This is a genomic window from Desulfoplanes sp. (genome assembly GCF_054921335.1).
This window is the reverse complement of record NZ_JBUDSQ010000053.1, coordinates 1-19,465: the sequence shown is the minus strand read 5'-3', so window position 1 is coordinate 19,465 and position 19,465 is coordinate 1. Positions and strand designations below refer to the sequence as shown.

The 19,465-nt window shown below is 54.1% G+C and carries 22 protein-coding genes; 6 read left to right on the top strand and 16 right to left on the bottom strand.

All coding sequences use genetic code 11. The features are described 5' to 3' along the window. Window positions 1–179 precede the first annotated feature (179 nt). The 6 genes from hpsH to ACY692_RS10855 all read right to left on the bottom strand — a co-directional run bounded on the left by hpsH (window position 180) and on the right by ACY692_RS10855 (window position 9,043). Entirely contained in the window at window positions 180–1,154 is a 975-nt protein-coding gene (gene hpsH / locus ACY692_RS10880) for a (2S)-3-sulfopropanediol dehydratase activating enzyme (RefSeq protein ID WP_462325386.1), read from the bottom strand. 197 nt (window positions 1,155–1,351) lie between these two features. Next, window positions 1,352–3,832 (bottom strand): (2S)-3-sulfopropanediol dehydratase, encoded by a 2,481-nt coding sequence (hpsG, locus tag ACY692_RS10875; protein WP_462325385.1) that lies wholly within the window; start codon window positions 3,830–3,832, stop codon window positions 1,352–1,354. A 725-nt stretch (window positions 3,833–4,557) separates the two neighbouring features. After that, the gene (locus ACY692_RS10870; RefSeq protein WP_462325384.1) at window positions 4,558–6,429 is read right to left on the bottom strand and encodes a TRAP transporter large permease; all 1,872 of its coding nucleotides are present in this window, start codon (window positions 6,427–6,429) and stop codon (window positions 4,558–4,560) included. 25 nt (window positions 6,430–6,454) lie between these two features. Next, the gene (locus ACY692_RS10865; protein WP_462325383.1) at window positions 6,455–7,552 is read right to left on the bottom strand and encodes a TRAP transporter substrate-binding protein; all 1,098 of its coding nucleotides are present in this window, start codon (window positions 7,550–7,552) and stop codon (window positions 6,455–6,457) included. Between the two features lie 146 nt (window positions 7,553–7,698). Further along, complete coding sequence (locus ACY692_RS10860; protein WP_462325382.1) at window positions 7,699–7,923, bottom strand: hypothetical protein; 225 nt, start codon at window positions 7,921–7,923, stop codon at window positions 7,699–7,701. A 283-nt stretch (window positions 7,924–8,206) separates the two neighbouring features. Further along, entirely contained in the window at window positions 8,207–9,043 is an 837-nt protein-coding gene (locus ACY692_RS10855; protein WP_462325381.1) for an amidohydrolase family protein, read from the bottom strand. A gap of 327 nt (window positions 9,044–9,370) precedes the next feature. On the opposite strand from ACY692_RS10855, the gene ACY692_RS10850 reads away from it, so the two are divergent. Further along, window positions 9,371–10,807, top strand: coding sequence for a sigma-54 interaction domain-containing protein (locus ACY692_RS10850; protein WP_462325380.1), 1,437 nt, complete (start codon window positions 9,371–9,373; stop codon window positions 10,805–10,807). A 346-nt stretch (window positions 10,808–11,153) separates the two neighbouring features. On the opposite strand, the gene ACY692_RS10845 is transcribed toward ACY692_RS10850, so the two are convergent. Beyond that, window positions 11,154–11,321: a hypothetical protein gene (locus tag ACY692_RS10845; protein WP_462325379.1), complete on the bottom strand. Its 168-nt coding sequence runs from the start codon at window positions 11,319–11,321 to the stop codon at window positions 11,154–11,156. Between the two features lie 98 nt (window positions 11,322–11,419). Further along, on the bottom strand, window positions 11,420–11,749 hold the full coding sequence (locus tag ACY692_RS10840; RefSeq protein WP_462325388.1) for a hypothetical protein: 330 nt from the start codon (window positions 11,747–11,749) through the stop codon (window positions 11,420–11,422). Between ACY692_RS10840 and ACY692_RS10835 the strand changes: the two genes are divergently transcribed. Continuing rightward, window positions 11,639–11,908 (top strand): PAS domain-containing protein, encoded by a 270-nt coding sequence (locus ACY692_RS10835; protein WP_462325387.1) that lies wholly within the window; start codon window positions 11,639–11,641, stop codon window positions 11,906–11,908. The genes ACY692_RS10840 and ACY692_RS10835 overlap by 111 nt on opposite strands. Window positions 11,909–12,085: 177 nt before the next feature. On the opposite strand, the gene ACY692_RS10830 is transcribed toward ACY692_RS10835, so the two are convergent. Further along, window positions 12,086–12,412, bottom strand: coding sequence for a winged helix-turn-helix transcriptional regulator (locus ACY692_RS10830; protein WP_462325378.1), 327 nt, complete (start codon window positions 12,410–12,412; stop codon window positions 12,086–12,088). 194 nt (window positions 12,413–12,606) lie between these two features. On the opposite strand from ACY692_RS10830, the gene ACY692_RS10825 reads away from it, so the two are divergent. Continuing rightward, window positions 12,607–13,179, top strand: coding sequence for a peroxidase-related enzyme (locus ACY692_RS10825; protein WP_462325377.1), 573 nt, complete (start codon window positions 12,607–12,609; stop codon window positions 13,177–13,179). A gap of 205 nt (window positions 13,180–13,384) precedes the next feature. Further along, window positions 13,385–14,173, top strand: a complete 789-nt coding sequence (locus ACY692_RS10820) for a DUF169 domain-containing protein (RefSeq protein WP_462325376.1) — start codon at window positions 13,385–13,387, stop codon at window positions 14,171–14,173. Between the two features lie 138 nt (window positions 14,174–14,311). On the opposite strand, the gene ACY692_RS10815 is transcribed toward ACY692_RS10820, so the two are convergent. Together ACY692_RS10815 and ACY692_RS10810 are read right to left on the bottom strand one after the other, a co-directional pair. Continuing rightward, window positions 14,312–14,821: a GNAT family N-acetyltransferase gene (locus ACY692_RS10815; protein ID WP_462325375.1), complete on the bottom strand. Its 510-nt coding sequence runs from the start codon at window positions 14,819–14,821 to the stop codon at window positions 14,312–14,314. Further along, the gene (locus ACY692_RS10810; protein WP_462325374.1) at window positions 14,818–15,096 is read right to left on the bottom strand and encodes a type II toxin-antitoxin system TacA family antitoxin; all 279 of its coding nucleotides are present in this window, start codon (window positions 15,094–15,096) and stop codon (window positions 14,818–14,820) included. Before ACY692_RS10810 ends, ACY692_RS10815 begins: the two co-directional genes overlap by 4 nt. 396 nt (window positions 15,097–15,492) lie before the next feature. On the opposite strand from ACY692_RS10810, the gene abiEi reads away from it, so the two are divergent. Both abiEi and ACY692_RS10800 read left to right on the top strand, forming a co-directional pair. Then, window positions 15,493–16,041, top strand: coding sequence for a type IV toxin-antitoxin system AbiEi family antitoxin (gene abiEi / locus ACY692_RS10805; RefSeq protein ID WP_462325373.1), 549 nt, complete (start codon window positions 15,493–15,495; stop codon window positions 16,039–16,041). After that, window positions 16,028–16,915 carry a nucleotidyl transferase AbiEii/AbiGii toxin family protein gene (locus ACY692_RS10800; protein WP_462325372.1) on the top strand — a complete coding sequence of 296 codons (888 nt, stop codon included), beginning with the start codon at window positions 16,028–16,030 and terminating at the stop codon, window positions 16,913–16,915. The genes abiEi and ACY692_RS10800 overlap by 14 nt, the downstream gene beginning before the upstream one ends. A 256-nt stretch (window positions 16,916–17,171) precedes the next feature. On the opposite strand, the gene ACY692_RS10795 is transcribed toward ACY692_RS10800, so the two are convergent. From ACY692_RS10795 to ACY692_RS10775, 5 genes are read right to left on the bottom strand one after another with little or no spacing between them, the layout of a single operon-like run. After that, window positions 17,172–17,516: an antibiotic biosynthesis monooxygenase family protein gene (locus ACY692_RS10795; RefSeq protein ID WP_462325371.1), complete on the bottom strand. Its 345-nt coding sequence runs from the start codon at window positions 17,514–17,516 to the stop codon at window positions 17,172–17,174. Window positions 17,517–17,532: 16 nt separating this feature from the next. Next, window positions 17,533–18,021 carry a methylated-DNA--[protein]-cysteine S-methyltransferase gene (locus ACY692_RS10790; RefSeq protein WP_462325370.1) on the bottom strand — a complete coding sequence of 163 codons (489 nt, stop codon included), beginning with the start codon at window positions 18,019–18,021 and terminating at the stop codon, window positions 17,533–17,535. A gap of 1 nt (window position 18,022) precedes the next feature. After that, window positions 18,023–18,379 carry a DNA-3-methyladenine glycosylase family protein gene (locus tag ACY692_RS10785; protein WP_462325369.1) on the bottom strand — a complete coding sequence of 119 codons (357 nt, stop codon included), beginning with the start codon at window positions 18,377–18,379 and terminating at the stop codon, window positions 18,023–18,025. After that, window positions 18,376–19,059, bottom strand: a complete 684-nt coding sequence (locus ACY692_RS10780; RefSeq protein ID WP_462325368.1) for an AlkA N-terminal domain-containing protein — start codon at window positions 19,057–19,059, stop codon at window positions 18,376–18,378. The genes ACY692_RS10785 and ACY692_RS10780 overlap by 4 nt, the downstream gene beginning before the upstream one ends. Continuing rightward, entirely contained in the window at window positions 19,017–19,307 is a 291-nt protein-coding gene (locus ACY692_RS10775) for an AlbA family DNA-binding domain-containing protein (protein WP_462325367.1), read from the bottom strand. The genes ACY692_RS10780 and ACY692_RS10775 overlap by 43 nt, the downstream gene beginning before the upstream one ends. Between the last annotated feature and the right edge of the window lie 158 nt (window positions 19,308–19,465).

Here is a 19,465-nt window from a genome sequence, read left to right as displayed (position 1 = left end):
GGGAGGTGACCAAAACGTCCATGCTAGGCCAACGCGGATGAGATCCCGGATCAAGTCCGGGATGACGTATCCTTGAGTCCCGCCTCCCTGCCTTTAAATCTTTCCGTCGTTACATAACACGTAAAACATAAAACCTAAAACAGCTTTTCCCGTCTCCGTTTCTCCCGTTTCCTGAGACTCTAACAGGCCAGCTTTTCATCTCTTTTTGCCGAAGAATCCCATTCCCCGTTCTTATACTGTTCTTCGAGCTTCTTGATGGCCACAACCAGGTCGTCGTCCAGCTTCACGATATCGGCATAGGGATACACCTTGCCCAGATTGGTGTACTTGGGCTGACCCATGCGGTGGAAGGGCAGGGCCTCGTACTCGCATTTTTCGCCGGGCAGGCAATCCACAAAGTCGATGATGGCCCTGATGTCGTCCACGGTGTCGTTGAAACCCGGGATGACCGGAGTGCGGACTCTGATTTTCATGCCGGGATGTTTTTCCTTGATGCGGACCAGATTCTCCCGGATCTGCTCACCAGTTCGACCGGTCATTTCCTGGTGCTTTTCATCATTCATTGATTTGATATCAAAAAGAAAGTTATCCACATACGGCAGACAGGCGTCGATCACGTCCCAGGGGGCCTGACCGCAGGTTTCCACGGCGGTATTGATGCGCCGGTGCTTGGCTTCGCGCAACAGGGCCAGGGCGAATTGGGGCTGGGCAAAGGGTTCGCCCCCGGACAGGGTCATGCCGCCGCCGGAACGGGCGTAAAAGCGTTCGTCCTCTTCGACCCGCTTCAAAACCGTATCCACACTCTGATCTTCGCCGTATACAATGATGGCATTGCCCGGACAGACATCGGCCAGAAACAGTTCGTTTTTGATCAGATCGTGGTCGATATCCACCTTGCCGTCCTCGCCCACGGTGATGGCCCCGCTGGTACACCGCTCCAGACAGAAGGTACACTTGTCCGCGCCGATGCAGTTGTTGCGGTTGTAGGCAATCTGAGGCTTGAAATCCTGGGATTCGGGGTTGGAACACCAGGCACAATGAAGAGGACACCCCTTCATGAACACAATGGTTCGTATGCCCGGCCCATCGTGCACAGAATATTTCTGGACGCTGAATACCGTTCCTGTGGTCTTTTTATCCAAAATCGAGCTCATGGTATTTCCCCTTGTCCCTGTGAGAAATTTTTAAAAATAACGGCATGGATCGATTGATCCTATAAAAATTGTTTGCCCTCGTCTCCCGGGGCTCGGCCAAACAGGGCACGGCACGCCGTGCCCCTACACATTTGATGGTAACAGGTGCACAGAACGGGGCAGGGCCTTTGCCCTGCCCCGTTACTGGTGATTGCTCCTTACATCATTTCATGCGCGGTACGCGCAATCAGGTCATCCTGAAGATCCTTGGACAGATCGCAGAAGTAGGCGGAGTATCCCGCGATACGCACGATCAGGTTGCGGTACTGCTCGGGGTTCTTCTGGGCCTTGATCAGAGTGTCGGCGTTGATCACGTTGAACTGGATATGCCACAGGCGCAGGTCGCAGTAGGCGCGGATGAAGTCGACCAGCTTCTGGGTGCCTTCCTCGCCTTCCACACATTTGGGCGTGAACTTGATGTTCACCAGGCGGGCCGCACGCTCGCGGTGGTCAAAGTTCTTGGTGGTGTAGTTGGACATGAGAATGGCGGTGGGGCCGTTCTTGTCCGCACCGTGGGAAGCCGAAGAGCCGTCGGACAGAGGGTACCAGGCCACACGACCGTTGGGAGTTGCGGAGACCACGCGGCCGAAGGGGACGTGGGAGGTGAAGGGCACGTAGCGGACATCCAGGTGCACGCCCAGCTCGTCCTGATACTTTTCGGCAAATTCCACGCTCAGGGAGTCCACATACTTGCCGATCTCATCAGCGTAGGGATCGTTGTTGCCGAAGCAGGGAGCGGTCCGAAGCATGGCCTGGATATCTTCGTGGCCCTTGTAGTCGGCTTTGCAGGCCTCGACGATCTGCTCCATGGTCAGCTTCTTGTCCTCGAAAACCAGCTTCTTGATGGCGGCCAGGGAGTCGATGACCGTACCGTATCCGATAACCTCGAAGTATCCCAGATCGATGCCTTCGGGAACATCGGGCTGGTGGATGTCCACACAATGCTTGCGGCAGAGGGCGTGCATGGCATCGGCCAGAGGCGCGGCAAAGTGGTCCTTGCGCAGGTCGATGACCCGGGCCTGCTGGGTAAAGGCATGCTTGAGCAGATTTCTGTGCTGAACGGTGTAGGCTTCCAGGAACTCGTCAAAGGTCTTGAATGCGCAGGGGTCGCCCGTGGAAGGAGCGAGCTGCTCCTCACCGTATTTCAGCATCTTGCCGCTATACATGACCATCTCGAGAGCGGCGGCAAAGTTGATGTACGCGCAACCCGAGGTATAGGTGTCGCGGTTGGGCATGCGGATCTCGGCACAGCCGGAGATGGAGTAGTCGTAGATTTCCTCGAACTTCGCACCCTTGGCCAGATGCAGGGGAATGACTTCCTCATCGTTGATCAGCTTGGGAAAACCCGAGCCTTCCTTGATGGTCTCGGCGATCTCGGCCAGGAACCGCTGGGGTGCCCGGGCGTGGATACGGGCGGCCAGGTCGGGATAGTGGTGGGGGAATTCTCGCTTGGAGCGCAGGAAAAGGTAAGAAAGCTCGTTGGTGGAGTCGACACCGTTCCTGGTCTGACCGCCGATGGTCACGGCCTCCCAGTGGGCGTAGCCTTCGTTGAAGTCGCCGCCCTGCGGGGAGATGTACAGATCGATGAACTGGGCCATGCCCACAAACATGCACTCGATGAGCTCCATGGCCTTGATCTCGTCCAGACGGCCCTCTTCCACGTCTTTCTCGTAGAAGGGATAGAGATACATATCCATGCGGCCGTTGGAGACGATGGTTCCGGTCTTCTGCTCCAGGCGGGAGAACATCTGGGTGAACCACTGGGACTGGACGGCCTCGTGAAAGGTCTCTGCGGGCTGCTCGGGCACCTTGCGGCAGATCCGGGCCATTTCCAGCAGCTCGGCCTTGCGGGTTGCGTCCTTTGCCTCGCCGGCCTTTTTCTCGGCCAGGTCGGCGTGACGGTTGGCCCAGAGGATGATGGCGTCACATACGGTGATGATGGCCTCGATGAAGGGCTTTTTCTCGGTGTTGTCCTTGGGGGAGAAGGGGTCCAAAGCATCCAGTTTTTCCTGCATTTCAGCGCGGATGCCGCCGAAACCGCGTTTCAGAACCACTTCATAGTCGTGCACCCACTGGAGGCAGGAGCGGAAAGAGGACGTTTCGTTGACAATGTATCTGGAATGCAGACCGTCGGGATCGTCATAGGTCAGGGCGTGGGTCTCGGGAGCAAAGGCCTTGTTCAGGTCCTCGTGATAGGTCTTGCCCTTCCAGTAGGGTGCGATCTCGTTGATGATGGTGTCAGCATCTTCCTGGGTCAGGGTGAAGGGAGAATTCTCACGATTGGGCAGATCCTTGACCGCCATGTCCAAAAAGTCGCCGTCCAGCTCGGGATAGAGGATGCCGTAGCGTCCCTGGGCACCGGCGCGACCGCAGAGCAGATTGTCGTCGTCGATGTACACGGAGATGTTTTTGGCCACATTGTACAGAGCCTTGGCCCAGCGCAGGGTGAGGTGCTGGCCTTCGGTCTCCTTCATGGACTGGGTGAAGTACAGAGCACGTTGAACGTCGATGGACGGGGTCAGGTTCTCGATGGTCTCGAGAATTTTGAACACGCGTTTGTGGTTCTCACGGTAGGGATTATCAAGACCCTTGATCTTGTTCTCCAACATCTGTTCCTGATGCGAAAGGCAGCATTCCATCCGTCTGTCTCCTATTGAATGTTTGGCAGCAGCTTTGTGTGGCCCGTGGTCCGGGCGAGTTGATTTCTCATGAAGCATAGCCTGTGCCAAAAAAAACAATCAGTTTTAATACACTGAAATAATGATGTTTATTCGTGTGCGAGCCATGATTCGGCAAGAAGGGAAAGGATATGCCGGATGGTGCAAAAATGCATCGCAAATATAAGGGATCGGATTTGAGCAAGGGATACAGGGATAAAAGGAAATGATGCGATTTTGCACCCAGAGTTGGGTTGGTGCAAAATGGAAACATCAGCAAATCTTTGTTCATCCAAATACCACAATACAACTCGATCATTCGCCAAAAGATTACTTCTTTACCAAAAATGCCTTTGGCGGTGGACCATTCTTGCGTGAAAACATCTTCGAACCCATCCCGGATATAACGACTACAGGCACAATATAGCTCCCCTCCCGTAGTTCAGGGAGGGGCTGGGGGAGGGTTTCAAACGGCTGGAAGAAAAGCACCGATTATACGACCCGCCCCTAACCCCGCCCTTACCAGGGTGGGGGACTCGTTCCGTGACAAGCCGTGCGCATGTTCCACAATACGAAACAGGCGAAAAACGAGGACCTATAACGGGTTATCCACTTGTATACCATGCAAGATACGGCTGACGCTCCCATAAAAAATCCCCGGCGGAATGACTTTCGCCGGGGATTTGTTCATTGATGACGCGCGAAAACTACCCGCCAATGAGGCACAGGGATATCTCCGGAATATAGGTGATGGCCATGAGTACCAGGAGCATCAGGGCCAGGATGGGGACGATCTGCCTGGAGATGTTCCCCAGTTTGACCTTGGCGACACCGGCGGCAACGAACAGGTTGACGCCCACCGGCGGGGTGACGAATCCGATGGCCAGGTTGACGACCATGATGATGCCGAAGTGGATCGGGTCCACACCGACCTTGACCACAATGGGCAAAAGGATGGGGACAAGGATGACGATGGCGGCAAGGGCTTCCATGAAAGTACCGATGAACAGGAGCAGAACGTTGATGAGCAACAAAATGACGATTTTACTGCTGGTCAGGCCGAGAATAAAATCGGCAATGGCTGTGGGGATCTGCTCGATGGTCATGACATTGCCGAAGACCTTGGCCATGGCCATGAGCACGATGACGATGGCCGAAGTGGAACAGACATTCATGAAGGTCTGAACCAGATTTTCGCGGTTGAGTCCCTTGTAGATGAACAGCCCCACGATCAGCCCGTAGAAGGCTGCCACGGCTGCCGCCTCGGTGGGAGTCATGAGCCCGCCGTAGATACCGCCCAGCACGATAACCGGGACCATGAGGGCCAGCTTGGCATCCCAGAAGGCCTTGAAAATGGAACTCGCGGAACGTTCTTTTTCTTCACCCATCCACCCCTTCTTTTTGGAGTAGAAGTAGCTAAAGCCCATGAGCACCAGGCCGGTGAGCACGCCGGGCACGATACCGGCGATGAAGAGGTTGCCGATGGAGGCCTGGGCGGCCACACCGTAGATGACAAAGGGGTTGCTGGGAGGAATCATGACCCCGATGGCTCCGGCCGCAGCAACTACGGCGCAGGAGAAGAACTTGTCATACCCGCGTTCGATCATGGCCGGAATGGTCAAAGAACCGATGGCCGCAACCGTGGCCGGACCGGAACCGGAAATGGCGGCAAAAAACATGCACGTGGCAATGGTGGCCAGGGCCATGCCACCGGGTAGGGGCCCGAGAAGTTCGTCAGCCAGATTGAGGAGTCGGGTGGAGAGTCCGCCGGCCCCCATGAAGATGCCCGCAGCAATGAAAAAGGGAATGGCCATGATGGGAAAACTGTCAATGGACGTGAACGCGGTCTGGGCGATGTAGGCCACGGGAAGGGTTCCCGAGACAGCAATGGTCACCAGGGCGGCCAGGCCGAGGCTGATGCCGATGGGCACGCCGATGGCGATGAAGACCAGGAAGTAGCCGAAGAGCAGGGCGGGAGCGCTGAATTTCACGCCGATGAGCACCGGGGTGAAGAGTACCGCAGTGATCAGAACGCCGAGCAGGGAATCGTTCAGCCCGGTCTTCATGTATTGTTTGTAGATATCCTGCCCGAGCCTCAGACACATGAGGGCAAATCCTATGGGCAAAATAGCGTAGGGAATGGCATAGGTGATGTTCAGGCCGGGAGCTATCTGAGGATATTCGGTGAGTATTCTGAGCTTGTCAGCCCCGAGAAAGGTCACGACCACGCCCAGAACCAGAAAACAGAGATCGTTGACGATCCAGAAAATCCCCTGCCACCGCTGGGAAAGACGGTCGAACAGGATATCCACCCGGATGTTCTCCCGGTTCTTGATGGCAAGAGGAATGGCCAGATAGGAGATCCAGATGAAGATGAACCGGGCCAGCTCTTCGGACCATGCACCGGCACTGGCATTGCCCGTGACTTTGGCCAGTATATACCGGGACAGGGTCTGCCAGGTGATGATGAAGATGATCGCCAGAAGGCCGGCAAACAGAAAAGGTTTCTCGAGATTTTCGTCCAGCCAGGATACAAAGCCCCTGGTTTCGTTTGGGGAATCCATTGTATGTGCAAGCATGTCGTTTCCTCGTATCTCTCAAAAATTACTGAACAGTGACTTCAGCGACCTGAAGGTCTTTGGCCTTGCCGGACCCGGTATCGCCCACAGCCACATAGTCCTCGGTCTGGGTAGCGCCCACCATATCGAAAAGCTGGGCAGGGATCTCACTGCGATATTTCTCCCAGACGGAACGGGTCTTGTCCTTGAAAGCCTGAAGCTCCTGGGCATTCAGGAAATGGACATCGATGCCCTGATCCTGGAATTTTTTGGTAGCGGCATCTTCAAGATCCCGGGTGATACCGCGCTGGTAGACAAGGGCCTCGTGAGCGGCCTCGGAAATGGTCTGCTGCTGCTCGGGCGCGAGCTTTTTCCAGAACTCGTTGTTCACCATGAGCATATGCATGCTGTAGTTGTGGCGGGAATCCACGGCCGACGTGATGACTTCATTGTGTTTGGCGTCGCAGAGCAGAGAAAAAGTATTGCCTTCGCCGTCCACCGTCCCCTGCTGCATGGCGGTGTAGGTTTCCCCCCAGGCCACCGGGGTCGGGCTCATACCCAGGGCTTCGGCCGTGGCGATCTCTACGGGCGAGGAGGTGACGCGAACCTTGAGCCCCTTGACCGTGTCGGCCGTGGAGATGGGCTTTCCCGTGGTCACGAAGTTACGGTATCCGTATTCACTGAACATGACCGGACGGAGATTGATCTTCTCGGCCAGATTGTCGAAATATTTGCCCAGCGGCCCGTTATCCAGGGCGTCGTAGAGATTTTTCTGATACTTGATGTCAGTGACGTAGGGGAGATCGAAGATCATGAAGTCGTTGGAAAAATTGGCCATATTCGGCGAAGAGCTGGAGGCCATTTCCAAAGAACCACTCTGAGCGGATTCCATGCCCACACGATCCGAACCGAGCATGCAGCTTCCATAGACCTCCACGAGGATATTGCCGTCTGACTTTTCCTTTACCAGTTCGGCGAACTTTTCATACCCCAGAGTCACATTGTTCCCCGGTGCCATGGGATGGGCCAGGCGGATCTTCAGAACATCGGCCTGGGCACTTCTGTCATAGGTACGGATACCCAGGATAGCGATCGCCCAGCCAACAAACAAAGCTACATAGAGCCACGTTTTACGGTCAATCATCGGTCCCCCTCGATTCGTGTCAGTTTCGGGTTAGAACATTTTCCCAAACAACAGCAAGAGGTATACCACGGGGTCAGATGTTCTCCAGGCTATCGGTAAAACAGACTTTTTTATGATTTTTCAGGTTTCGGCATTTTTCAGCAAGCCTAGGCATGCACTGGCAACAGGAATTTTTCAGGGAATGGTGCAAAAGCGCACCGATTTCTTGTGCCAAAAATCACGTTTCGCTGTGAAACTTCCATATCCCGGACAAATAGGGTAGCGGTGCAGAAATGCATCGTGGTGCAAAAACGCATCTTTGGCATAACCACACGATATACAATAGAAAATCCCCAAAGAGTTTCCTCTTTGGGGATGATGAGCGAGTTCATCTTGTTTTTTCCGAAGTAAGCATACCTTGGCCAGATTCTCGAAATCAAGTTTTCAGTACATTCTCAGATTATGGAACAAAGTAATCCCCCACCCCGCTCTCATGCATGAGGGCGGGGCGGGGTTAGGGGCGGGTCGTATAATCGGTGCTTTTCTCCAGCAGTTTGAAACCCTCCCCCAGCCCCTCCCTGAACTACGGGAGGGGGGCTACTTTCTGCCAGTATTCCTTTGTCTTGGAACTAACATACAAGGGGCGAACCTGTGTGTTCGCCCGCTTGCAACCGCCTACAACCCCAGAATCCGGGCCGCATTGGCGTACATGACCTTCTCGTACACCTCTTTTTCAAAGGGAAGATTGGCGTATTTTTCCAGCTGTTCCCGGTAGTCGATGAACGGATGGGCTGAGGCAAAGAGCATCTTGTCGGCGATAAGTTCGTTGGCTGCCTTGGTATACGCTTCTGCATGGGGCCAGAGCTCGTATTCGGATATCTCGATGAACACGTTCCTGTTGCGCTGGGTGACGATGATGGCTTCATCCACCCAGGGATATCCGCCGTGGCTCATGATGATCTTGAGCTCGGGGAAATCCCGGGCCACGAAGTCGATGTACCGCGGGGCAACGTGATCGATCACAGCACCCGGAACAAAGCTGGCCGTACCCGTGGTCATGATGACGGGAATCTCCAGCTCGCAGCACTTGGCGTAGATGGGATAGTACCGGGCGTCATTGGGATAGATCTTGGCCAGATAGGGATCGATGGCCGCGCCCTGAATGGAGGCGTTCCTGGTCACGGCCTGTTCCAGATCCCGAACAGCGGCCATGCCCTTGTGAGGGTCCATGCCCCAGAAGCCGATGAATTTTTCAGGGCATTTTTCACAGAATTCCAGCAGGCTGCCATTCCCGTTGGCCATGGAAGCATAGGTGCTTTCGCAATCGCGACCGGTGATGACGGCCTTGATGATAGTGTTTGCATCCATGCCCTTGATGATGGCATCAAACGCTTCGGGTTTGCACTTGTCAAAGTTGATGGCCTCGCAAAGATCCTTGAACATCTTGCTGCCTGCAATACCGCTGACCACTTCCGGGGTGTGGGGTCTGAACCTGAAATCGATGACATTCATGAGTATATCTCCTGTTGAGTTTGCACACCGAATGCAGCACCCTCAGCAAGGTTGATACCAAAAAATGAAATCAATTCTGGCCGTTTTTTTGCTGAACCGTTCTTGGCTTTAATCGTAGGGGCACCCCTTGCGGGTGCCCAATCCAGGCAACGTCTCAACGCTGGGCCTACTCGCCAAAAGGGCACCCGCAAGGGGTGCCCCTACGGGTCGTAGCGTGGATCAGAGATTCTATAGAAACACAATATTTCTAACTGGTTTTGGTGTAATTTTACGGCAGCATCAGGACACTACCAGCCTCGACCTTCCCTTTAACGAGGACCTTACACGATGACTAGCAACATCCACCAGGAACATATCCTTCAGGAACGCAAAAGTCTCATCTCGACCTATCTGTGCCATATCTTCGATACCTTGAACGACGGTATCTATATCACCGACAAAAATGGGGTAACCCTGGCCGTGAACTCCATGTACGAGAATCTCACCGGGTTGAAGGCCAGGGATCTGCTCGGAAAAAATGTTGCCGAGCTGGTAGAGACAGGCATCTTCGATCTGGCCCTCAATCCTGAAGTGGTCCAAAAGAAGAAAACCGTGACCGCCGTGCAGATCAACAGCAAGACCCGCAAGGTAGTTTTGGTTGCCCATCCCATTTTCGATTATGACGATGACGTGGAGATGGTGGTCACCTATGTCCGAGATATTGCTCTGATTTCCCAGCTCAAGGATCAGGTTTCGGCCCAGCGCCAGCTGATTGATTCCTTCCAGCAGAATATCAAGCAGGACAATTCTTCCCTGTACCTGACCCCCAAAAGCAAGGCCATGCAGCGACTCTTCAAGCAGGTCCGCAAGGTAGCCAAAACCGATGCCACGGTGCTCTATCTGGGTGAAACCGGGGTGGGAAAGGACGTCATGGCCAAGGAGCTGCACACCAACAGTCCGCGAAAGGACAAATCCTTTTTCAAGGTCGACTGCACCTGCATTCCAGAAAACCTCATCGAGTCGGAACTCTTCGGGTATGCTCCAGGGGCCTTTTCAGGAGCCGACTCCAAGGGCAAGCTGGGACTGTTTGAAATGGCCGACAAGGGGACTCTGTTTCTGGATGAGATAGGAGAACTCCCTCTGGCCATGCAGGGCAAGCTGCTTAGGGTTCTCCAGGACGGAGAGATTCAGCGCATAGGTGCCACGTCCGCCAAGAAAATCAATGTTCGGGTCATTGCGGCCACCAATCGCAACCTGGCCGAAGAAGTGGAAAAGGGAAATTTTAGGAGCGATCTCTTCTACCGGTTACGCGTGGCGGTCATCAATATCCCCCCGTTGCGGGAACGGAGCGAAGATCTCATCGAGCTCATCTATTTCTTCATCAAACAGTTCAATAGACGCTACAAACGGCAGGTCACCCTCTCCTCCATGGCCGAAGAAATCATGCTCAACTATGCATGGCCGGGAAATCTGCGCGAACTGGAAAATCTGATCCACAGCCTGGTGGTCACCTGCGACAACAACATGATCCAGGTGGAGGATCTGCCCGCCTCCATGGTGGCCAAAAGCACCGTGGAAAGCACTTCCGAAACCGTCAACATAGGGCTGGGTGATTGCAGCGGCAAGAGTTTCAAGGAGATAGTGACCGAATTCGAAACCCACATTCTTAAAAACGCGGTCCAAATCCACGGCTCCATCCCCAAAGCAGCCAAGGCGCTCGATGTGAACAGGAGCACGGTGTTTCGAAAATTGCAAAAGGCAGAACATATGGAAGTTCAAAAATGAGCCGACCTGACGGATCTCAGCCGCGTGTACCAATCTCCCTATGAAAGGATACGATTGCAAAAGATGCCCTCGTCGCCAAATCCTGAAAATTTATGAGAGCGAACTATCTGGTTTTGCTTAAAACTTACCAACCTAACACCGCCTGCAAAAAGTACTTTTTGCAGGCACATCTGAAAGGGGCCTTGGATACTCTATCCAGGGCCCCTTGTTATATCTCCATACGAATGGGCGAATTTTGTAAAATACCCTGTTTGATTAACAGGCCGTTAAAGTGTGTGGCCCGATTGAAGGGCAAATCGAAAAAACGGGAGTCGAACGCGAAGGCTCTACTTTGTCTCTCTTCGCCTTAAAACCTGAACAGATAACGCTCCTTGCTCACGAACCGGTTCACATTCTTGATCTGGTTCATGGTCAGCTTGCCCTGGTTCTTCTTGAGAAAATGGGCCATGGAAGTGAGCCATCCCAACCGCTGGCTGCGTTCCAGAAAGCTGGAATCCACATTGGCAGCATACACGGCATCGTTCTCGAACAGACCATAGAGATCCAGAAGCAGGGTGATGTTGGACCTGAATTCGGCCAGCAGGTTGTTGGATCTCCGGTTGAATCCATTAATTATTCGGGTGGATCATTCCGGTTCCATGGGTTTTCAACTCTCTGGATACAACGGCAGCGAGGCGGAAACTCTTGTTCATCAACCCGAACCATGACCAGTATATGACCTTCCCAAAAGACAACCAGCTTGAAGAAATCATCGCGGCGTCCAACCCTGTCAACTACAGGAATGTGCTTTTCTCTCTTGATCAGGGCGTGGTCGTACTTGCGGACGAAAGAATCATCTACGCCAACCGGGCCTTTTGCGAGATGACAGGCAAAAACCGAGGAGAGATGATCGGCCATCACCTTGGAATCGGTCAAAAAAATCAGCGGAGGCTTGAGCGACAAGATCAACATCCCGCTGATGTCCATCGGCATGCATATCGGACTGATGCAGGAGATGATCGGGGAAGGAGATATGGATGCTGCAGAATTCGCATCCTGCCTCGACCTCATGCAGCAGGCCTACGAACAGATTCTCGATCCCCTGCGGACCGTTCGTCATGAATACTGGAATATCAGGGAGGTATCAGACGGAACCGGGGGAACCATGTCCGAAATCCAGGAGGATGAAAAAAAACCGTGACCCTGCCTGGATTGGCAATCACGCCTGCAATACTGTGTCCTGTCTCCCGTCTCCTTGCCTTTCCCTTCCCCGCCCTTCACGCCTCCTTCCGAGGCAACCTACAGATCAAAATTCTTCCTCCCCCAATCCCGCATCATCGTAATGATCTCCCTGAGCCCCTCCCCCTTTTCCGTAACCGAGTATTCCACTTTGGGCGGAACTTCCGCATACACCTTGCGATTGACGAGCCCTGCAGCCTCCAGTTCGCGGAGCTGCTTGGTCAGCGTGTGCTGGGTGATGCTGGGCATGGTCCGTTTGAGTTCGCCGAAACGGTACGTCCTTTCCAGCAGATGGTAGAGGATGGCCCCTTTCCATTTCCCGCCGATCACCTCCAGCGTCGCCTCCACAGGGCACCCCTTGTTACATCTGTATGTCTCGTGTCGCATGGATTCTCCCATTAGTATATTTTTTGATACTACGCCAATAATTAGTGCCTACTTGCACAAAATGTGTGTAGGGCCTACCTGCTCTTTTACACGGCGCACGTCAATTACAGAGTTAATCGAACATTGAATGACGGATGGTCACTATACCATCAGGAGGAACCATGGAAAAAAAATACACCCACAAGGAGTCAATCATGAGTGAAGCAAAAGCCATCAGCCGCTACCCCGTGCCCCGGTTGAACGACCTGCCCGAGGACATCAAGGAAACCGTCCTCGCCTTTCAGGAGAAACTGGGATTCATCCCCAATGTGCTCATGGCCCTGGCACACCGGCCTGACGAATTCCGCGCCTTTCTGGCCTACAACAACGCGGTGATGAACAAGGAAAGCGGCCTGAGCGCGGCCGACCGGGAGATGATCATCGTGGCGCATTCCTGCCACAACGGATGCGTGTACTGCGTGGCATCCCACGGCGCGGTTCTCCGGCTGGAAACCGGCGATCCCACTATCTCCGACAAGGTGGCGGTGAACTACCGCGGAGCAGACCTCACCCCCCGTCAGACGGCCATGCTCGATTTTGCCATGAAGATGACCACGGATGCCCGGTGTATCAACGCGGACGATTTCGCAACCCTGCGCACCCACGGATTCAGCGACGAAGACATCTGGGACATCGCGGCCATCACCTCGTTTTTCAACCTTTCCAACCGCATGATGAATTTTCTGGCCGTGCATCCCGATGACGAATTCTACGCCATGGGACGGTAACAGGAGCGAAATTACCGCATTCCGACAGTTACCACCCAGAATTCGTAGGGGCGACCCTTGCGGTCGCCCTTTTTGAGGAATGGGTGGTCCAATACCGGGAGATGATCCAAAAGGGCACCCGCAAGGGGTGCCCCTACAGACCATTCTGTAAGTATGATTTTTTTGAAATGCACAACAGTCATCATTCACCTACAAGGAGCTCACAATGACCAACTGGAAAGAACTCTCAAACGACCTGACCGAACTTCTGCAACTCGATTCCCGCATTGTTTCCGTCAAGAGAATGGAAAAGAAGGAAGGCCTCAGGGACATCCCCGGCGTTGAAAAGCCCAAGGGGGGATTCACCTACTGCCAGCTGCCCTACCTTGTCCGGAAGCAGGGCAGGACCATCGGTATCACCAAGGAAGACGCCACGCCTCTGGCTGAAAAAATGCAGCTTTCTTACCGCTGTCTCCGGGTCCAGGGACTGGCACCTGCCGATGATGAGCAGATTGACAGGGAAGCCAAGGGATTCACCGGATTCTGGTTCGCCGATTATGGAACCGCCAAAGAGGCCCTTTCCGGCTACCCCCAGCCCTCGGCCATCGAGGCCCTTGTGCTGAGCCCCCTTGATGAAGAAAAATATGAGCCGGAATATCTGCTCATCTACGCCAACGGCGGACAGATGACCCTGCTCATGAACGGATTGCAGTACTACACGTACGAACCGGTCCAGTCCTCCTTCACCGGCGAAGGCTCGTGTACCGATGCATTGCCCCGCTGCGTGGCCACGGGCAAGCCGTCTCTCTGCCTCCCCTGCGTGGGCGAAAGAGGCTTCGGTCTGGTGAACAACGACGAAATGGTCATCGCCCTGCCCGCAGATCGGCTGGAACGCACGGTCAAGGGACTCAAAACACTGAAGAACAACGGCCTTGCCTATCCTGTGGCCCAGGCTGAACCGGGAATGGATGTGACGCCTCTGTTCGAGACCTGGTATCCGGTTCAGGATAAATAGGCCTTAGTTTTTTATTTCATGTTGAAAATATAGATTTTTTATAAAGGCACCAACGCGAGAAGGGCCGGGGATTCTTCCCCGGCCCTTCTCGCGTCTGAGCAACAGAAATTTTCGTTTATACGTTTCGTCCCTATCTTCTTAATCGCTACCCAGTATTTTTTTGAGATCTTTAAGGAGCAAAAAAAGGTGAAATGGATCGGTCGGGCTGGGGTCAAAATTCCAGGAAGCATACCATTTCCGTGCCGATTCATCCTTGGCATGGACCAATAACGCTCGAATTCCTGCAATATCTGCAGCCTGAACTGTGCGCAGCAAGGCATCCTTCAGCAAGGCTCGTCCAAGTCCCAAGCTTTGATGACCGGTATCCACTGCCAAACGAGCCAAAATCATTACCGGAACAGGGTGACGAGCTAAGCCTTTCAGGACTCGATGCGGTGCGGCTTCATGAACAACGCTTCCAACGGCCAGACTATAATATCCAACCACAACATTTTCACAGCAGCACACATACGTCTGCGCACTGTTTGCCTTCTGGTTTATCAGGGCATGCCGTTGCAAAAACAAGTTACGTGCTGCCTGACTGCAATCAAAACCATCAACAATATCCGTGGCCGAGAGCTTTCGTACCGGCTCGTATGCCTTTTTCATTCAAGCAGTCCTGGTGTGGAGAGCAGCTCCTTAAGACGCGGTTTGTCTTGAACAGGACGATCCAATGCCTGCTCAAATGCTGCCCACTGCGTGTCATCCAGAGCAAAGAGTCTTCGGTCGGCAAGAGCCTGATTAGCTGCAGTGATCCCGACATCCAACAAAAATTCACTGACATTTTTATGACTGACACGGGCGGCTTCTTGCAGGAGCAATTTAACGGAACTGCTCGTCCGGACATCAATCCTCTCATTCTTTGTCACTTTTACTGCAGGCATGTTCGCCTCCTATTTTGTGTGTACACGTGTTCTATAATGTCCGGATAATGTCCTGACAAGTATTTTTTCGTGACGCAGGCTCAAACAGGCACCCGGACATATCCGACACACAGCCCGGCCACGAACAGATATCCCCTGTAAATGACAATGGGCCCAAGATATCCCGAGCATACGTTGTGGCGGGACGCACTCCAGCACAGACCGGGATATGCTGAAAATTCAGAAAACCGGGTTACCGATCCCGGCCACCAACACGAGTACCAGCATCTTGTTGCCGGGCATGTGTGTAGTCCCTGAGTCCTTCCTGTAGAAATGGAATATTTTCGTGGCAAAAACCATGGAAGTGGTTGACACAAGGTTACACAAAGTGAAACCTTGTGTGCAGGAGATCGTTCCATGCAACCCATCAGACAACTGAGCAGAACCCTCGAACACCTTGCCGGACCAAAGCGGTATCTCTTCACGCTCTCCGATCTCAAGGCTGCCCTGCCCGCATTATCCGCTTCAGCGTTCAAGACCCTTGTCAGCAGGGTTGAAAAACAGGGATTGCTCCAGCGGATCTGCCGGGGGCTGTATCTGTATCCCGGGGTCGATTATCCCGCCGGCCTGGTCCTTTTTCACGCTGCAGCACGGTTGCGAGCCGGTTTTTTCAATTACCTGAGCCTTGAGAGTGTTCTCAGCGATGCGGGCGTCATCTCCCAGGTGATGATGAACTGGATCACGGTCATGTCCTCGGGCCGCAGCAATTGTATCGATTGCGGATCGTGGGGGCATATCGAATGTATCCACACGGAGCAGAGGCCTGAAAAACTCGCTCCCCACCTGACCTATGATCCCCGGATTCATCTGTGGCGGGCATCGATTCCCCAGGCCCTCGAAGATATGCGCAGAACCAGACGGAGCATGGATCTGATCGACTGGGAGGTGGCTCATGAATCTATTTGAAAAACTCGTTACCCAGGCACTGCGTGACAACAAGGATATGGCCGTGTTGCAGCCGGTCGTGGAAAAGGAAATCCTGCACCACGATATTCTGCGGGAGATGAGTTCTGCCGGGCTGCTGGAGCGACTCACCTTCATCGGAGGAACCTGTCTCAGGGCGTGCTATGGTTCCAGACGGCTGAGTGAGGATCTCGACTTCACCGGAGGAGCGGATTTGACAAAAACAGATCTCGTACATCTGGGAAAAACCCTGTGTACGCGCCTGCAGGACAAATACTCCCTCCCCGTCGAGGTTGCCGAACCCAGAAGGGAAGGGGGAAATGTGGTTACCTGGAAACTCAGGATGATCACCCATCCGGGAAGTACGAGTCTCCCGGCTCAGCGGATTCACATCGACATCTGCTCCATCCCCAGCCACGACCGAAAGCCCATGATGCTCCGGAACCATTACAGTGTGGACATGGGCACGAGCGGTCTCATCCTCCAGGCCGAGAGCCGCGAGGAAATCTTTGCGGACAAGATCCTGGCCCTTGCCCTCCGCCCAAACCGTATGAAAAATCGTGATCTCTGGGATCTGGTGTGGCTCAGGCAGCAGGGCATCGAGCTCTCAAGGACACTGGTGCTGCAGAAGCTGGAAGACCGGAACTACGCCCCTGCACTCTTTTTTGCCCTTCTGGGGCAACGGGTGGACGCGCTGCTCCATGAGCCGGGTTTACGCGACGATTTTGTTCGGGAGATGCAACGATTCCTGCCGGTTTCCCTGTTCAGGGAATCGGTCGCCAAAAAAGAATTCTGGGAATATCTTATCGGGGAAATTTCCACGGAATACCAGGAAATGAAGAGCTGCAAGGGCCGAAATGTCTTTTTTGAAGGCTGATAGTTACAAAATTTCTTCGGCACATCCGGCAAAAGTGTACGTATGCCGTTCGTTGATGCCCCAAAGGGGCAAGACATACCAGCCCAGGGCAACGCCCTGGGTATCGGTATGATAAAAACCTGTGCCCTGAAGGGGCACGACATGAAACCAAGTGGGAAGACGGGGCTGTGAAAATGTCATGATTGCAAGACAGCGATAAACGGACGTTCGCTGATTGAAAGACCATATTGTCGCGATTTTTCACCAGAAAACCGGGTTACCGATGCCGGCCACCGACATGAATGCCGGCATCTTGTTGCCGGGCATGTGTATAGTCCCTGACGACCTCGGCGACACGAATCCGGTAGGAATGGAACAACTCCTCTTTGCCTTTTTGCTGCCCATGACGATGCTCGAGCATGTTGCGCCATTTCTCGATAGCGGCTTCACTTTCCCAGAAAGACAGACTCAGCAGCTTGCCTTCTTCCGCAAGGCTCTTGAAGCGTTCGATGGAAACGAATCCTTCCTGATCGGCCAGAAACGATTTGAGCTTTGCGGCGATCTCAAGATATTCGGCCGTGCCTTCCTCGGTCGGCCATACTTCGAATATGACTGCGTACATACGATTCCTTCGGGGATCATCCCCTGATGAGTGATTTTTCCAGATCCAACAATTTCTGTTTGGCCCTGACCCCGTGGGCAAAGCCGGTCAGCGTGCCGTTGGAGCCTATGACCCGGTGGCAGGGCACGATGATCGGGATGGGGTTTTTTGAATTGGCCATGCCCACGGCCCGCGACGCATCGGGGTTGCCCATGGCAGTAGCCATGTCCTTATAGCTGCACACCTCGCCGTAGGGGATGGCACAAAGCGCCTGCCAGACCTTCTTCTGAAAGACCGTCCCCTGCGGATTCAGGAGAACGGAAAACTCCCTCCGCTTGCCCTGGAAATATTCCAGAATCTGCTCCCTGGCCTCCCTGAAAAATTCGTCATTGCGCATCCATGCGTCCTCTATGACGAACGAACGTCTGCCCTCGCCCGTATCCATGTGCAGGTTGGTCAGCCCGTCCTCGTTGCCGACCAGGATGATCCCGCACAGGGGGGCCCCGAACCTCGTGTAATACTCCACGTCACTCCTCCCTGATGGAGTTCCATAGGCACAACGTTGCGTATGCCCTGTACGGACGCCATCTTTCGCTTCTTGTACGTACGTCCCGGACGGTCGGTTTTTTTCCGCCCCGGGTCATGGCCTTGATGATCCCGAGATCCCCGGCCGGGAAAACGTCAATCATGCCCAGTCCTCGCATGCCCACGTAGTTGGCCGTCCAGTCACCTATACCCTTGAGCGCAACAAAGGATGCGTGGAAGGACTCGAAACTCTGGTCCGGCGAAAGAGACAAGATCTTGTCGAGGACGGCCCGTGTTGCCGTACGCAAGGTCCTTTGCCGGATGTGGGTCATACCGAGGCCTTCGAGATTCAGGTTCATGAGCTCCTCGGCATTTGAAAAAAATAAGCCAGTCCGTCAGGAAATCCTCCAGCCGTCTTGATCGACGCGGTGTTGGCAATACGCCCGGCGATCGTGGTGGCGGCCTTGACGGTTATCTGCTGGCCGACAATGGCACGGACCATGGCCTCGAACGGATTGAAGGCCACCGGCATCCTCGGGACGTGGCCCTTCTCCATCCCCCTGGACAACAACTCGTCATTGACGAAACGATCGTTGATGGCCGTGAAATCCGTGTCCAGGTCGAACATCCGCCGGACGCGGTTGTGCACTTCCATGAAGCACTTGATGTTGTCGCAGACAATGGAGAGTTCCAACGCGGATTCGGAGGGATTGTCGCGCACCGTAAAGTAACCGCGCGTCACTACCGTACGGAAGGTGCGGCTGTAGCTGTCCCGCGTGACCAGTTCAACGTTCTTCACGGCCCTGGGGTGCATGAAGTCAAGCAGTTGCTCGAAATCAAAAGGAGGGGAGTAGCGCAGCAAAAGCGTGGTGTTGTCCCTGGTTTTGGACGACCCGGATCGTTTGCGGATTTGGGTGGGGGTTCTGCCGAACATGTCCCTGAATGCGTCGTTGCATTGGCGGATGGAACCGAATCCCGAGGCAAAGGCGATATCGGCTACGGATCGGTTGGATGACCCCCTGTGACTTTCGATCGGCAAAGCCGCACTGCAACAGCCACGTTGACCGTCAATTCACCAATACGAACACGAACCTTTTCGATCAGCTCAGCTGGAACACGCTGACCGGCATCAGGCTCGGTCTCGCCATCTTCTATCCCGATGAACAAACGCCCGCCCTGTGCATTGGCAAAGGAAACACAATCCTTGGCCAACTCCTGCCAGTCGGCGGTTTTTCCGGTAATGACCCGGAGTGATTTGTTGTCGCGGTTCTGACCTTCGAGGCTCATAGTGGTATCTCGCGGTTTATAAGTCGGGGGAATGGGTCCTTGATCTGGTTATTTGACCAGTGTGTAGGCGTGACGAAGAAAGATAAGGCCCATGACGGGCAGGAAATATTCATTGCTGGCATAGTTCGAATTGGCCCGCATGGTGTCTGCTGCGGTCC